Source organism: Leifsonia sp. NPDC014704 (genome assembly GCF_043083605.1).
Classification (GTDB): Bacteria; Actinomycetota; Actinomycetes; order Actinomycetales; family Microbacteriaceae; genus Leifsonia.
Genome location: NZ_JBIBYW010000001.1, coordinates 2,209,308 through 2,223,039, shown reverse-complemented (window position 1 = coordinate 2,223,039; position 13,732 = coordinate 2,209,308). Strand labels below are relative to the sequence as shown.

At 69.6% G+C, this 13,732-nt stretch carries 15 protein-coding genes; 13 read left to right on the top strand and 2 right to left on the bottom strand.

Annotated features, from left to right (window positions below; translation table 11 throughout):
- The first annotated feature begins 4 nt into the window (after positions 1–4).
- From ACF1AJ_RS10745 to ACF1AJ_RS10690, 12 genes are all read left to right on the top strand, one after another.
- Positions 5–883: a carbohydrate ABC transporter permease gene (locus tag ACF1AJ_RS10745; protein ID WP_018189549.1), complete on the top strand. Its 879-nt coding sequence runs from the start codon at positions 5–7 to the stop codon at positions 881–883.
- The gene (locus tag ACF1AJ_RS10740) at positions 870–1,781 is read left to right on the top strand and encodes a carbohydrate ABC transporter permease (RefSeq protein ID WP_391507297.1); all 912 of its coding nucleotides are present in this window, start codon (positions 870–872) and stop codon (positions 1,779–1,781) included. Before ACF1AJ_RS10745 ends, ACF1AJ_RS10740 begins: the two co-directional genes overlap by 14 nt.
- Before the next feature lie 25 nt (positions 1,782–1,806).
- Positions 1,807–3,249, top strand: coding sequence for a glycoside hydrolase family 5 protein (locus ACF1AJ_RS10735; RefSeq protein ID WP_391507296.1), 1,443 nt, complete (start codon positions 1,807–1,809; stop codon positions 3,247–3,249).
- Positions 3,250–3,266: 17 nt separating this feature from the next.
- Positions 3,267–4,499 carry an ROK family transcriptional regulator gene (locus ACF1AJ_RS10730; RefSeq protein ID WP_391507295.1) on the top strand — a complete coding sequence of 411 codons (1,233 nt, stop codon included), beginning with the start codon at positions 3,267–3,269 and terminating at the stop codon, positions 4,497–4,499.
- A gap of 167 nt (positions 4,500–4,666) precedes the next feature.
- Positions 4,667–5,623, top strand: coding sequence for an ABC transporter permease (locus tag ACF1AJ_RS10725; protein WP_391507294.1), 957 nt, complete (start codon positions 4,667–4,669; stop codon positions 5,621–5,623).
- Positions 5,623–6,450, top strand: coding sequence for an ABC transporter permease (locus ACF1AJ_RS10720; RefSeq protein ID WP_391507293.1), 828 nt, complete (start codon positions 5,623–5,625; stop codon positions 6,448–6,450). Before ACF1AJ_RS10725 ends, ACF1AJ_RS10720 begins: the two co-directional genes overlap by 1 nt.
- Positions 6,451–6,487: 37 nt before the next feature.
- Positions 6,488–7,552, top strand: a complete 1,065-nt coding sequence (locus tag ACF1AJ_RS10715; RefSeq protein WP_089880369.1) for a PotD/PotF family extracellular solute-binding protein — start codon at positions 6,488–6,490, stop codon at positions 7,550–7,552.
- Positions 7,553–7,598: 46 nt separating this feature from the next.
- Complete coding sequence (locus ACF1AJ_RS10710) at positions 7,599–8,750, top strand: ABC transporter ATP-binding protein (RefSeq protein ID WP_391507292.1); 1,152 nt, start codon at positions 7,599–7,601, stop codon at positions 8,748–8,750.
- Between the two features lie 39 nt (positions 8,751–8,789).
- Positions 8,790–9,584, top strand: coding sequence for a carbon-nitrogen hydrolase family protein (locus tag ACF1AJ_RS10705; protein ID WP_391507291.1), 795 nt, complete (start codon positions 8,790–8,792; stop codon positions 9,582–9,584).
- 31 nt (positions 9,585–9,615) lie between these two features.
- Complete coding sequence (locus ACF1AJ_RS10700; RefSeq protein WP_391507290.1) at positions 9,616–10,284, top strand: RraA family protein; 669 nt, start codon at positions 9,616–9,618, stop codon at positions 10,282–10,284.
- A gap of 38 nt (positions 10,285–10,322) precedes the next feature.
- Complete coding sequence (locus ACF1AJ_RS10695; RefSeq protein WP_391507289.1) at positions 10,323–11,054, top strand: 3-keto-5-aminohexanoate cleavage protein; 732 nt, start codon at positions 10,323–10,325, stop codon at positions 11,052–11,054.
- A 49-nt stretch (positions 11,055–11,103) separates the two neighbouring features.
- Positions 11,104–11,589, top strand: coding sequence for an Lrp/AsnC family transcriptional regulator (locus ACF1AJ_RS10690; protein ID WP_018189560.1), 486 nt, complete (start codon positions 11,104–11,106; stop codon positions 11,587–11,589).
- 9 nt (positions 11,590–11,598) lie between these two features.
- Here ACF1AJ_RS10690 and ACF1AJ_RS10685 read toward each other — a convergent pair whose 3' ends face one another.
- Together ACF1AJ_RS10685 and ACF1AJ_RS10680 are read right to left on the bottom strand one after the other, a co-directional pair.
- Entirely contained in the window at positions 11,599–12,117 is a 519-nt protein-coding gene (locus tag ACF1AJ_RS10685) for an Lrp/AsnC family transcriptional regulator (RefSeq protein ID WP_018189561.1), read from the bottom strand.
- A gap of 31 nt (positions 12,118–12,148) precedes the next feature.
- The gene (locus ACF1AJ_RS10680; protein WP_391507288.1) at positions 12,149–12,730 is read right to left on the bottom strand and encodes a TetR/AcrR family transcriptional regulator; all 582 of its coding nucleotides are present in this window, start codon (positions 12,728–12,730) and stop codon (positions 12,149–12,151) included.
- Between the two features lie 79 nt (positions 12,731–12,809).
- Here ACF1AJ_RS10680 and ACF1AJ_RS10675 point away from each other — a divergent pair, with 79 nt between their 5' ends.
- Entirely contained in the window at positions 12,810–13,727 is a 918-nt protein-coding gene (locus ACF1AJ_RS10675; RefSeq protein ID WP_391507287.1) for an aldo/keto reductase, read from the top strand.
- The last annotated feature ends 5 nt before the right edge of the window (positions 13,728–13,732 follow it).

Genomic DNA, 13,732 nt, shown 5'->3' with positions numbered 1-13,732 from the left:
GGCCATGAAGACCCGACTCGTCCCCTATACGTTCGTCGCCCCGGCGATGCTGCTCCTCATCGCGTTCGGCATCCTGCCGATCGCCGTCGCCCTCCTCGTCAGCTTCACCGACATGAACCTCGCCGGACTCGGCAACTGGTCGCGCATCCAGTTCGTCGGAGGCGACAACTACGCGGCCCTGTTCGCCGACCCCGCCTTCTGGCAGGCGCTGGGGAACACCGCGCTGTTCGCCTTCATCGGCGTGCCCAGTGTGATCGTGCTCTCGCTCCTCATCGCGCTCGCCCTCAACCGGTCGCAGGGGCGGTTCTTCCGTGCGCTGCGCTCCTTCTACTTCGTCCCGGCCATCACGGCCATCGTCGCCGTCGCGCTCGTGTGGGGGTACCTCTACAACACGCAGTTCGGCCTCTTCAACTACCTGCTGTCGCTGGTGGGGCTGCCGCCGGTGCCCTGGCTCTCCGACCCGACGGTCGTCAAGTTCTCGGTCGTGCTCGTCGCCGTCTGGCGGGGGCTCGGCCTCAACGTGATCATCTTCCTCGCCGCCCTGCAGGGCGTGCCGAAGGAGTACCTGGAGGCCGCGTCGATCGACGGGGCCTCCGGCGCGCGCCGCACCTGGTCGATCGTGATCCCGCTGCTGCGGTTCGCGATCTTCTTCGTGACCATCACGACGGTGATCGCCTGGCTCCAGTTCTTCGACGAGCCGTTCGTGCTCACCAAGGGCGGCCCGCTCGGCGCCTCCACCTCCATCTCGCTCTTCCTGTACCAGAAGGGTTTCTCGTCGAGCCAGTTCGGCTATGCCAGCGCCGGCTCGGTCGTCCTCGTCGCGATCATCGCGATCATCACCGTCGTCCAGCTGCGTCTGAGGAGATCCGATGTCGACTACTGAGCTGCTCGCCCGCGGAAGCCGCCGGCTGGTCTCCGACGGCCCCGGCGACGACGAGCCCACCGCCGCACCCCGTCGCCGTGCGCGCCGCGGCCGCGTCGGCACCGCGATCATCGGCGCGCTGCTGGCCATCGGCGCGTTGGCGACCGCGTTCCCCTTCCTCTGGATGGTGTTCGCGTCGGTCAAACCGCGCAGCGAATCCGTCGCCTACCCGCCGCAGCTGCTGCCGAAGGAGCCCACCTTCCAGTACTTCGTCCAGCTCTTCACCGAGCTCGACTTCGGCCGGTACCTCCTGAACACGCTGATCATCGTGGTCATCTGCATGCTGGGCCTGCTGCTCATGGCCGCGGCCGGCTACGGGTTCGCGAAATTCCGCTTCCCCGGACGCGACGCCCTGTTCTTCCTCGTGCTGGTGACGATGATGATCCCCGGCCAGGTCACGATGATCCCGAGCTACCTCATCCTCAACGGGATGAAACTGACGAACACCCTGGTCGGCATCGCCCTGCCGATGCTCGTCTCGGGCTTCGCCGTCTTCCTCTTCCGGCAGTTCATGGCGACCATTCCCACCGAGATCGTCGAGGCGGCGCGGATGGACGGAGCGGGGGAGTGGCGCATCTTCTTCCGCATCATCCTGCCGATGTCCGGCCCCATCCTCGCGGTGCAGGTCGTGCTCACCTTCATCGCCGGCTGGAACAGCTTCCTCTGGCCGCTGATCATCGCCAACGACCAGAACCTCTACACGCTCTCCGTCGGGCTCTCGCTGCTCAACCAGCAGATCGCCACCAACCCGTCGCTGCAGATGGCTGCCTCCACGCTCATGGTCGTGCCGATCCTGATCGTCTTCGTCGTCTTCCAGCGCTACGTCGTGCAGGGCTTCGCGCTTTCCGGACTCAAGTGACCCACCCGAACCGATGAGGAACACCATGGACTCTTCCCTCCGCCCCCGCCCGGCCGGCTTCGTGCGCGCCGAGGGGACCCAGTTGGTCGACGACTCCGGCCCCCTCCTGCTCCGCGGAGTGGGGCTCGGCAACTGGCTGCTCGCCGAGGGGTACATGTGGCGCTTCGGCGACGAGCTGTCCTCCCCGCGTCAGATCGAGGCGCGGATCGAAGCGCTGGTCGGCAGCGAGCGGGCGGAGGCGTTCTGGCGACGCTTCCGGGACTCGTTCGTGTCGGAGCGCGACTTCGCGCTCATCGCCGAGCTGGGATTCGATCATGTCCGGCTCCCGATCAACGCCCGCGGCGTGATGGACCACGACGGCGGGCTCCGGGAGGAGGGCTTCGAGCTGATCGAGCGCGCGGTGCGCTGGAGCGAGCAGCACGGCCTCCGCATCCTGCTCGACCTGCACGGGGCGCCCGGCGGTCAGACCGGCACCAACATCGACGACTCCCCGAACGGCCTGCCGGAGCTGTTCATGTCGCCCCGGTACCGCGCGCAGACCGTGGAGCTGTGGCGTGAGCTCGCGCGCCGGTATCGCGACCGGGAGGCGGTGCTCGGCTACGACCTGCTCAACGAGCCGCTCCCGAACGAGTGGCAGCACCGCTACAACGACGAGCTCGTCGATCTCTACCGTGAGCTGACGGCGGCGATCCGCGCGATCGACGACCGGCACCTGCTGATGTACGAGGGGAGTCACTGGGCGACGAACCCGGAGCCCGTGCGCCAGCGCTTCGACGACAATCAGGCAGTCCAGTTCCACCGCTACTGGTGCCCGCCCGACGAGACCAGCATCGCCGACTTCCTGCAGCTGCGGAGCGAGCTCGGCGTCCCGATCTATATGGGCGAAGGCGGGGAGAACACCCCCGGCTGGATCTACGCGGCCACCCGGCTGTACGAGCGGCACGGCATCGGCTGGAACTTCTGGCCGTGGAAGAAGCTCGACACGCTCACCTCTCCGCTGTCCGTCCGGTCGCCCGAGGGATGGGACCGGATCGCCGACCCGGCCGAGCATCCCGAACCCGAGGAGGCCGCGCGCATCCTCGACGCGTTCCTGGCGGCCGTGCCCGCGGACCACTGCGACGTGCGCACACCGGTGCTGGACGCGCTCTTCGCCCGTCCCGACCTGCACCTCCCGGCCTGGACCGGCGTCCGGGACGCGGCCGAGACGCCCATCGACGACCTCACTCCGTCCGTGGTGCCGGACGGCATCTGGCACCACACCGCCGGGCGCCCGTACGCCCACGACGAGTACGTGCCGGTGGAGTTGCATCCCGGCTCGCGGCTCTCCTTCGGGTTCTCGGCACCGCCGCGATCGTGGACCGTGGATGCCGACCGGCCGCACGCCGTCACCGCCAGTTGGGACGACGGCGCGCTCACCCTCGCGGTCGCCGAGCGTGTGCTGGTACGCAGACTCGAGGTCAGCGTATGACGGGATATCGTCGAGCCATGAGCGCACAGTCACGGCCCACGGCACCCGGCATCCGGGAGTCGGCCACCGTGACGTCGCTGCGCCATCAGAACCGCGCCGCCGCGCTGCGGTTCGTGCTGCAGCAGCGCGAGACCACGCGCGCCGAACTGGCCCGCCGGTGCGGCTTCTCGTCCGCTTCGGCCGCGAACATCACCGCCGAGCTGATCGAGGACGGCCTGATCGCCGAGGTCGGCTCGGTCGCGTCGAGGGGCGGACGACCGATCTCGCTCCTCGCCCCACGCGCCGACGGTGCATACGCCATCGGCGTCGACGTCGGTGAGCGGGGCGTCGCCGTCGAGTTGTTCGACCTCTCGCTCACGATGGTCGACCGGGAGTTCCGCGGCGGGCGGCGGGAGGAGTCGCCCGACGACATCCACCGCGACCTGAGCGAGGCGATCGCCGAGCTGCGCGAACGCAACCGCGAGCGCTGGCCGCGCGTCCTCGGCATCGGCTTGGGACTCCCCGGCGTCGTGGAGACGGAAGCCGACGGCACCCAGGTGCTCTACGCGCAGAGCCTCGGCTGGGCGCCCCGGCCGATCCCACTCGACCTCGACCCCGACCTCCCCGTGTACGCCGAGAACGGCGCGAAGACACAGGCGCGCGCAGAGCTCTGGTACGGAGCGGCGCGCGGCATCGACCACGCTGTCGTCGCACTCCTCGGCCGCGGCGTCGGTCTCGGCGTGATCACGGACGGCGAGCTGGCGCACGGCGCGCACAGCAGTGCGGGCGAGTGGGGCCACACCAAGATCCGCTACGGCGGCGCGCTCTGCCGGTGCGGTCAGCTCGGCTGCGTGGAGGCGTACCTCGGCGCCGACGCCATCCTCGAGGCGTGGCGCGCCCGCGGCGGATCCTTCGACGGCAGCGGCTGGCAGGCTCTCGGCGCGCTCCTGGCAGCGGCGGCCTCCTCGGACCCGGACGCGACCGCCGTGCTGGACGACACGATCGACGCGCTCGGAGCCGCGCTCGGCAGCGTGGTGAACCTGACCAACCCGCAGCGCGTGGTCATCGGCGGCTGGGTCGGGATGCGCCTGATGGAGCAGCATGCGGACCAGATCGCGGCGGCGGTGCGCCGGAACTGCCTGAATCGCCTCGGCGCCCAGTTCGAGCTCGTTCCGGCGACCTTCGGCGGCGACACGGTCGCCCTCGGCTCCGCACTCATGCCGATCACCGCGTTGATCGACACTCCGCGGGCGGAGCTCTTCGCGAGCTGAGCGCTCCCTCCGGCCGCCGGGGCGCCGGCGACGGCTGCGATATGCGAAAGCATGTAACGGGGACGCCACTGATCTCGCAGCACCCTCCTGTATCGAGCAGGTGAACGGGACACCAACAATGGATCAACCCCGCTCACGCCGCTGAGATGCCACGAAGGAGGAGCGCAGTGACGACCACCGACACCTTCGCCCCCGCCGACGACGACACACTCGCCGTGACGACTCCGGCCGACGTGCCGAGCGCGGGACCACGCGCTCGCCGCGTGCGGGGTTCGGGTCGTCGGACCGCGACGGGCCTCCTCCTGCTCGCCCCGGCGATCGTCGCGGTGCTCGGCCTCGCCATCATCCCGATCGTCATCGTCGCCCGCAACTCGTTCGCCGAGAGCAACCTGTACGGCGGGATCACCGGCGGTTTCACCTGGGCGAACTACGCGCAGCTGGTCGATCCGGCCTACGCCAAGGTGCTCGGATACAGCCTCGGGATGGCCGCGATCAACACCGTTGTCTGCCTGGTGATCGGCTACGTCGTCTCGTACTACATCGTCTCGCGGCCGCCGCAGCGCCAGTCCCTGCTCCTGCTGCTCATCATTGTGCCGTTCTGGACGGACTTCCTGGTGCGCACGTTCGCCTGGATCTCGGTGCTCGGCCGGGGCGGTCCCGTCTACGGCGTGCTCGGAGCGCTGGGCGTCGACACGGGGAGCCTCTCGCTCATCCCGAGCCAGGGCGCAGTGGTCATGGGGCTGCTGTACGCGTTCCTCCCGACGGCGATCTTCCCGATCTACGCCAGCATGCGGGCGATCGACCCCTCGGTGAAAGAGGCCGCCGCCGACCTCGGCTGCGGATGGTGGCAGACCCACCTGCGCGTGCTGATCCCGCTCAGCAGCACCGGGATCGTCGCCGCGGCGATGCTCACGTTCGTCCCCACCCTGGGCGTCTTCGTCATCCCCGTGCTCCTCGGCGGCGGCAAGGACCAGCTCGTCGGGAACCTGATCGTTACGCTCTACACGGAGTTCCGCAACCAGCCGATGGGCGCTGCGGTCTCCATGGTGCTCCTCGTGCTGATGCTGCTCGCCATGGTGGTCGCCGGTCTGATCGCGCGCCGCGGACGGAAGAAGGTGGCCTGATGGACCGCGTCACCTCCTGGATCGCCCGCATCGTCCTGGTGTTCCTCTACATCCCGATCGTCGCCGTGATCGCCTACTCGTTCAACTCGGCGTCCGGCGGGTACCAGTGGAAGGGATTCACCCTCCAGTGGTACGGCCAGCTCTTCAGCGACGGCGCCCTGCTCCAGACCCTCCTCATCAGCGTGATCGTCGGCGTCCTCGCCGCCTCCGTCGCCACCGTGATCGGCCTGCTCGCCGCCATCGGGATGGTGCGCTTCCCGTTCCGCGGATCGGCCGCGATCCTCGGCGCGATCGCCCTTCCGCTGATCGTGCCCGAGATCGTGCTCGGCGTCGCCCTGCTCAGCGTCTTCAGCTTCCTCCACATCCCGCTCGGCATCCTCACGCTGGTCCTCGGCCACATGATCATCACGCTGCCGCTGACCACGCTCATTCTGATCGGCGCCTTCCGCACCCTCGACCCGAGCCTCGTCGAGGCCGCCGCCGACCTCGGCTGCACGCCGTGGCGCACCTTCACGCGGGTCCTCTTCCCGCTTCTGCGCTCCTCGATCCTCGCGTCGTGGCTGCTCGCCTTCACCGTCTCGCTCGGCAACATCGTGATCTCCACCTTCGTCAGCGGGGTGGGATCCACGACCATGCCGCTGCGCGTCTACTCGCTGCTCAAGTCCGGACTCACCCCGGAGCTGAACGCGCTCGGGACGCTCCTGATCGTGCTCACGTTCGTGGTCGTCCTCTCCGTCGGCATCCAACAGATGCGACGCATCCTCGCGAGCCCATCCGGCGCCGCCGCACCACCCGACACCAGCACCACCTCCATCCGCACCCGCTAGCCCCCACCCCCGCACCCCCCAGAACGGGAGAACCCTCATGAAGCGCACCTCCGCCCTCATCGCGGTCGCCGCGGTCGCAGCCCTCGGCCTCACCGCCTGCTCGTCCGGCTCCGGCGGCTCGTCCTCGGCGCCCTCCACCCAGCTCAACATCTACGCCTGGGCCGACGAGATCCCGAAGTCCGTGATCTCGGCCTTCGAGAAGAAGACCGGCATCAAGGTCACCATCGACACGTTCGACGCCAACGAGACGATGATCTCCAAGCTCGCGGCCGGCGGATCCGGGTACGACATCGTGGAGCCCAGCCAGTACGCGGTGCAGCAGCTGGTCGGCCAGGAGCTGGTCGAGAAGCTGGACCACTCCAAGATCACCGGGCTGGACAACCTCGGCAAGAAGTTCGCCGACCCGAGCTACGACAAGGGCAACGAGTACAGCGTCCCGTGGATCTGGGGCACGACCGGGCTCGCCTACAACCAGGCGTGCACCGGGAAGGCCGTGGACAGCTGGGACGCCCTATGGGACCCGGCGTACAAGGGCAAGATCTACATGCTCGACAACATGCTGAGCGCATACATCCCTGCTCTGCAGTACAAGGGCCTGAAGGCCACGACCACCAGTGAGAAGGACATCGAGAAGGGCACCCAGGCCCTGCTCGACCAGAAGCCCCTCCTGGCGGGATACAACTCCTCCAACTACTCCGACCTGCTCGCGTCCGGAGACGCCTGCGTCGCGGAGGCATACGGCGGCAGCGCGATCGCGAAGGTGACGGCCGCGAACCCCGACGTCAAGTTCGTCATCCCGAAGGAGGGCGGCACCCTGTGGGTCGACGGATTCTCCATCGCCAAGGACGCCCCGCACGCCGACGCGGCCTACAAGTGGCTCAACTTCACCCTCCAGCCGGAGATCGCGGCCATGGCCACGAACGACGGCGGCAGCGCCTCGGTGAACGAGGCGGCCAAGGCCCACATCACCGACAAGGCGCTCCTCGAGAACGTCGCCGTGTACCCGACGGACGAACAGCTCGCCAAGAGCGAGTTCATCGTCGACCCCGGCAAGGCGCTCGCCTACTTCCAGCAGGGCTGGACGAAGGTCAAGGCTTCCTGAGGCCAGGCCGCCGACACCACACGGACGACACTACGAGGACGACACCATGACCACGCCCGCCAGCCCGACCGTCACCGCCCCGGCACCCGCGGGAGCGGCGGACCGGGAGACTCCGGCCATCCGTCTCTCCGGCGTCACGAAGACGTTCGGGAGCACGACCGTCGTGCAGCCCGTCGACCTGACGATCGGGGACAACGAGTTCTTTTCGATCCTCGGTCCGTCGGGATGCGGCAAGACGACGCTGATGCGGATGATCGCCGGCTTCGAGACGCCGACCGGCGGCTCGATCGAGCTGGCGGGCCGGTCGGTGGAGTCGCTCCCGACGCGCAAGCGCGACCTCAACATGCTGTTCCAGAGCTATGCGCTGTTCCCGCATTTCTCGGTGCGCGACAACATCGGCTTCGAGTTGAAGGTGCGCGGTCGCAAGCGCTTCCCCGACCGGGAGGACGCGGTGGATGCCGCACTCGCCCTGGTGCGGATGGAGCGGTTCGCCGACCGCAAGCCGAACGAGCTGTCCGGCGGCCAGCGGCAGCGCGTCGCGCTGGCTCGCGCCATCGTCTCGCGACCCGCCGTCGTGCTCCTCGATGAGCCGCTCGGCGCCCTTGACCAGCAGCTCCGGAAGGAGATGCAGGTCGAGCTCAAGCGGATGCAGCGGGAGGTCGGGATCACGTTCGTCTACGTGACCCACGACCAGGAGGAGGCGCTGACGATGTCGGACCGCATCGCCGTGATGTCGGAGGGACGCGTCCAGCAGGTGGATGCGCCCCGCGCCATCTACGACCGGCCGGCGAACCGCTTCGTCGCCGGCTTCATCGGCACATGCAACCTCTTCGATGCCGTCTATCACGGCACTCCGGCCGGGGCGACGGTCGACATCGCCGGACTCGGAATCGTGCCGGCCCGCACCGACGCGGCCGGACCGGGCGCCGAGGTGACGGTGGCCGTCCGTCCCGAGCGCGTCGCCCTGCGCGCCGGCGCGGATCCGGCGCCGGCCGGCAGCGGCGCGGTCGCTGCGACGCTCCTCGACGCGGTCTTCCTCGGCGACGAGTGGCGCTACATCGTCCGCGCCGAGCAGGGCGCCGAGTTGGTCGTCACGCGGCCGAGCGGCCCCGACGACGACGCACTGACCCGGCTGGTGCCTGGCGACGCGGTCACGGCCTCCTGGCACGCGGACGACGCCCACATCCTCGCCGCCTGAGCGCGCGAACCCCCGCTCCTCCTCCCCGAAAGGATCACCATGAAGGTCGCAGCAGGCCAGCTCGCACCGACGACGTACCTGGCCGCCAACCGCCGGACGATCGAGACCCTGGTCGACGAGGCCGCGGCGGACAACGTCGACCTCCTCGTCCTGCCCGAGGAGGCGATGCTCCTCGCGGATGGCGTCGACCTCCCGCTGGGCGACATCGCGCGGGCGGAGTGGGGCGGGTTCGTCGAGTTCGTCTCCGGGCTCGCCAAGCGCACCGGCATGGCCATCATCGCCGCCGGGTACGAGGGCACCGACGGCGACCGCCCCTACAACACCATCGTCGCCATCGACGAGCGCGGCATCGAACGTGCGCGGTATCGCAAGCTCCACCTGTACGACGCGTTCGCGTACCGGGAGTCCGACTACGTCACCCCGGGCGACGCGAATCCGGTCGTGGTCGAGCTCGCCGGTGCCTCCGTCGGGCTCGTCAACTGTTACGACCTCCGTTTCCCCGAGCTGACCCGAAACCTCATCGACCAGGGAGCCGACCTCATCTCGGTCTCGGCCGCTTGGGTCTCCGGTGCGATGAAGGAGGACCACTGGCGCACGCTCCTGCGCGCCAGGGCCATCGAATCCACCACGTGGGTCGTCGCGGCGGGATCGGCGTCACCGGACTGCATCGGCCAGAGCATGGTCGTCGACCCGTTCGGCATCGTGCGCTCGTCGCTCGGCGGCGAGACGTACGGGTTGGCCGTGTCTACCGTGTCCCAGCGCCGCACGGACGAGGTCCGCGCCGTGCTGCCCGTGCTCGAGAACCGCCGGCTGAACACATCCATCAGCCTCTGACCCCGTCCGCCCCACCTCGCGAGGAACATCCATGCCCGTCACCATCGGCCCCACCCCGTCCGCGCTTCCACAGGAGCTCCTCGAGAAGCTCGCCCGCGTCTCGTTCCCGACACTCGGCCACTACCTCGAGGAGGGGTTCGCCGACCCGGGGATCGTCCGGCTCGCCGGCACGGCGCGCGTGATCGGCCGGGCCGTCACGGTGCGGACGACGGCCACCGATTCGACCATGCTCCACCACGCCGCTGGCGTGGTGGAGGCCGGCGACGTGATCGTCGTCGACACCGGCGGGGACGTCCGCCATGCACCCCTCGGCGAGGTCGTCGCCTCTGCGCTCTCCTTCCGGGGAGCGGCCGGAGCGATCGTCGACGGCGCGGCCACCGACATCGACGAGATCTCGGAACTCGGGCTCCCCGTGTACGGACGCGGGTTGAGCGTGCTCACCACGAAACTCCACGAGATCGACGCCGGGGGACTCAACATCCCCGTCGTCTGCGGTGGTGTCGTCGTCCGCCCCGGCGACGTGGTGCTCGCGGACGCGAACGGGGTGCTCTTCGCACCGGCGGCGGTGCTCGAGCAGCTCATCGACACCGCGCTCGAAGACGACGCGGAAGAGCCGGATCTCGTGCAGGCGCTGCGGGACGGCGGACGCCTCGGCGACCTCACGGGCGCCAGCGCGACCATCGCGCGCTTCGCGTCCTGAACTCCCTTCACTCCTCCTCCCGCCACCGAAAGGACCCCATGCTCCTCAAAGCCGCCATCAACGGAGGGAGGACTCCCGACGAGTTCCCCGCAGTCCCGCTGACCGCGGAGCAGATCGCCCGGGAGTCTGCCGCTGTGCTCGCGGCCGGCGCCGACGTCGTCCACGCTCACGCCCGCGCGGCGGATGGCTCCCAGACGATCGACCCGGAAGCGATCGGCGCGATGGTGCGGGCGTTCCGCGCGGAGGTCCCGGATGGAATGATCGGCACGACGACCGGGCTCTGGACGTGCTCCGGGCACGCGGAGCGGATGCGGCTCATCGCGGCGTGGCCCGAGGACGCCCTGCCCGACTTCGCGTCGGTCGCGTTCAGCGAGGAGGGCGCGGCCGAGGCGGCCCAGCTGGTCCTCGACCGCGGAATGGTGCTGGAGAGCGCGGTCTGGTCGATGGCCGACGTGCCGGCGCTGCTGGCCTCGCCGACGCTGCACCGCAACGTGCGCATCTTGATCGAACCGGAGACGGAGGACGCGGAGGAGGCCGTGGCTGCATGCCGCACGATCGCCCAAGCGTTGCGCGACGCGGGCGTGGAGGCTCCGATCCTCTACCACGGGGCCGATCTGACTGTCTGGCCCGTCGTCCGCGCCGCGATCGAGGACGGCTGCGAGACACGGGTCGGGCTCGAGGACGGGCTCACCCGCGAGGACGGCTCTCCGACCGCGGGCAACGTGGAGCTGATCGGCGCGGTGCGTGCCCTCGAGCCGATCATCGTCTGAGAGTGCAGCCGCTCCGGCGTTCTCAGGATGAGCGTTTAGGGTGCTTGCGATGATCGACGACACCGACCGCAAGCTCATCGAGCTGCTCATGCGCGACGGGCGCCGGCCGTTCACCGAGCTCGGCGCCGAGCTCGAGGTGAGCGAGGCGACGGTGCGCGGGAGGGTCGCGCGCCTGCAGGAATCCGGCATCCTGAAGATCGTCGCCCTGTGCAACCCGCTGACGCTGGGGCACCAGTCGGTGCGCCTGATGATCGGCGTCGGAGGCCACTCGCCGCGGGCGGTGGCGAAGGCGCTCGCCGACATGGCGATGGTCAACCACGTCGCCCTGGGGACGGGCGCGCACGACGTCTACGTCGAGGCGACCTGCCGCGACCTGGACCAGCTCGTCACCCTGCTCGACGACGTCCGGCGCGTTCCCGGCGTGACGGACATCGACCAGTTCGTGCTGCTGGAGCTGTTCAAGGACTACTCGTGGGTGGGTCTGCGCGACAAGGCCGGCCAGAGCGCGGGTCAGGGGACAGGCCAGACCGACTGAGCCCGATCCTCAGAGCTTCGGAAGCTGCGGGCGGGCCGTCCGTCGTTTGATGATCGCCTCGTCGACCGGCGCCGAGTCCTCGCGGAAGCCCGCCCAGAGGTAGGTGTCCTTCATCACCTCGAGCACGGTCATCGTCTCGACGTGCTGGACGCCGTTGACCCTCCGGACCTTCTCGTTCAGGATGCTGGAGAGGTGGATGACGTCGTCGCAGCGCAGATCGGCGATGAGGTCGTAGGCTCCGACCGCGCTGGCGACGAACTTGATCTCCGGAACCGTCACCAGCTGTTTCGCAACCGCGGCGACGGCGACACCGCGGATGCGGATGGCGATGTGCACCTCGATCTCGCCGAGCTTCGGCGCGTCGGGCATCCCGACCACCTGGACGATGCCCGCCTTCGAAAGGCGGCGGTACCGCGCTCGGACACTCGGCTCCGAGAGGCCGACGTTGCGGCCGATGACAGCGAACGAACGGCGCCCGTCGACGCGCAGCTGATCGATGATCTTGCGGTCGATCGTGTCGATGTCCATGCGGGGCTCCCGGGGCGTCGGTGGTTCAACTCTATGCGGTTCTCAGCCCCCGCACGACGAGGTCGAGCAAGCGCTCGACCTGCGCGCTGTCCGTCGATTCGGCGGTGGTGAGGAAGACGCCGACCATGGCCGCGGTCACATCGTCGGCCGTCACGTCGTCGCGGAAGAGCCCCTGCTCGATGCCGGCGGTGAGGAACGGCTGTACCGCCGAGTCGACCCGCTGCCGCGTCTGCGCTGAGGCGGCGGCGGCGCGGGCGCCTCCCGCACGGAGCGACTCGGCCATCCCGCGCTTGGTGACGATGAACCCGGAGTAGAGGCGCATGAACTCGCGGAGTGCGACATCCGGCTGGTCCGTCGGCAGCAGCGAGGCGCCGCGGTCGAGGACGGCGTTCAGTTCGTTCTCGTACACCGCGGCGATCAGGTCCTCGCGGGTCGGGAAGTTGCGGTAGAGCGTCCCGATGCCCACCCCGGCAGCGCGGGCGATGGCTTCGAGGGGCGCGTCCGGGCCCTCGGTCGTGAGCGCCGCACGAGCAGCCTGGAGGATGGTCGACCGGTTGCGAGCCGCGTCGGCACGCGGTCTGCGCGCGCGAGTGGATGCGGGATCGGCGCTCAAAGTGGAGGTACCTCCGGTTTAAGTGGTAGCGTCATGGCTGCGGAGGGGCCTCCGCTTCTGACCCAGTCTAGGAGGAGACATGACCGACACGACGATCCGACCCGGGGGAACGTTCCCTCTCGGCGCCCGAGAGGTCGCCCGCGTGGGTTACGGCGCGATGTCTTTGGAGCGCTACGAGGACGACCGCGCGGCGGGCGTCGCCCTGCTCCGCCGTGCGGCCGAACTCGGCATCGACCACGTCGACACCGCCGACTTCTACGGCGCCAGCGTCTCGAACGACATCATCCGCCGCGCGTTCAGGGACTCCGACGCGGTCGCGATCGCCACGAAGGTGGGCGCCGTGCGCGTGGATGCGCCCGTGCCCCTCGCGCTCGCCCAGCGACCCGCGGAGCTGCGCGCACAGGTCGAGGACAACCTCCGCACGCTCGGGCGGAGCAGGCTCGACGTGGTCAACCTGCGCCGCCCGGAGGTCGGGCCGGGTCTCACGGTGCCGGTCGACGAACTGGTCGACCTGGACGACCAGCTCGCCGAGCTGGTCGCTCTGCGAGACGACGGCCTGATCGGCGCGATCGGGCTCAGCGCCGTCGGAGCGTCGACCCTGCGCCGCGCCCTCCCGGCCGGGATCGCCTGCGTGCAGAACGCCTACTCCCTGCTCAGCCGGGAGCACGAAGACCTCCTCGCGCTCTGTCTCGCCGAAGGGATCGCCTGGGTGCCGTTCTTCCCGCTCGGGAGCGGCTTCGCGCAGTACCCGAAGGTCGCCGACGATCCCACGGTGCGGCGCATCGCGGCGGAGACGGAGTCCACGCCGGCGCAGGTGGGCCTCGCGTGGCTGCTCGCGCACTCGCCCAACGTCCTGCTCATCCCGGGCACGGCGACCATCCCGCACCTGGAGGAGAACGTCGCGGCCGGCGCGCTGTCTCTGACCCGGGAGCAGCTGGCCGAACTGGACGCCGTGGCCGGAGCGACGGCCGGTCCGTCGGATTCCGCGCGGCGTTAGTTCCG

Coding starts and splice junctions, on each gene's coding strand:
- ACF1AJ_RS10745 (WP_018189549.1), top strand. CDS start 5: ATGAAGACCCGACTCGTCCCCTATACGTTCGTCGCCCCGGCGATGCTG.
- ACF1AJ_RS10740 (WP_391507297.1), top strand. CDS start 870: ATGTCGACTACTGAGCTGCTCGCCCGCGGAAGCCGCCGGCTGGTCTCC.
- ACF1AJ_RS10735 (WP_391507296.1), top strand. CDS start 1,807: ATGGACTCTTCCCTCCGCCCCCGCCCGGCCGGCTTCGTGCGCGCCGAG.
- ACF1AJ_RS10730 (WP_391507295.1), top strand. CDS start 3,267: ATGAGCGCACAGTCACGGCCCACGGCACCCGGCATCCGGGAGTCGGCC.
- ACF1AJ_RS10720 (WP_391507293.1), top strand. CDS start 5,623: ATGGACCGCGTCACCTCCTGGATCGCCCGCATCGTCCTGGTGTTCCTC.
- ACF1AJ_RS10715 (WP_089880369.1), top strand. CDS start 6,488: ATGAAGCGCACCTCCGCCCTCATCGCGGTCGCCGCGGTCGCAGCCCTC.
- ACF1AJ_RS10710 (WP_391507292.1), top strand. CDS start 7,599: ATGACCACGCCCGCCAGCCCGACCGTCACCGCCCCGGCACCCGCGGGA.
- ACF1AJ_RS10705 (WP_391507291.1), top strand. CDS start 8,790: ATGAAGGTCGCAGCAGGCCAGCTCGCACCGACGACGTACCTGGCCGCC.
- ACF1AJ_RS10700 (WP_391507290.1), top strand. CDS start 9,616: ATGCCCGTCACCATCGGCCCCACCCCGTCCGCGCTTCCACAGGAGCTC.
- ACF1AJ_RS10695 (WP_391507289.1), top strand. CDS start 10,323: ATGCTCCTCAAAGCCGCCATCAACGGAGGGAGGACTCCCGACGAGTTC.
- ACF1AJ_RS10690 (WP_018189560.1), top strand. CDS start 11,104: ATGATCGACGACACCGACCGCAAGCTCATCGAGCTGCTCATGCGCGAC.
- ACF1AJ_RS10685 (WP_018189561.1), bottom strand. CDS start 12,117: ATGGACATCGACACGATCGACCGCAAGATCATCGATCAGCTGCGCGTC.
- ACF1AJ_RS10675 (WP_391507287.1), top strand. CDS start 12,810: ATGACCGACACGACGATCCGACCCGGGGGAACGTTCCCTCTCGGCGCC.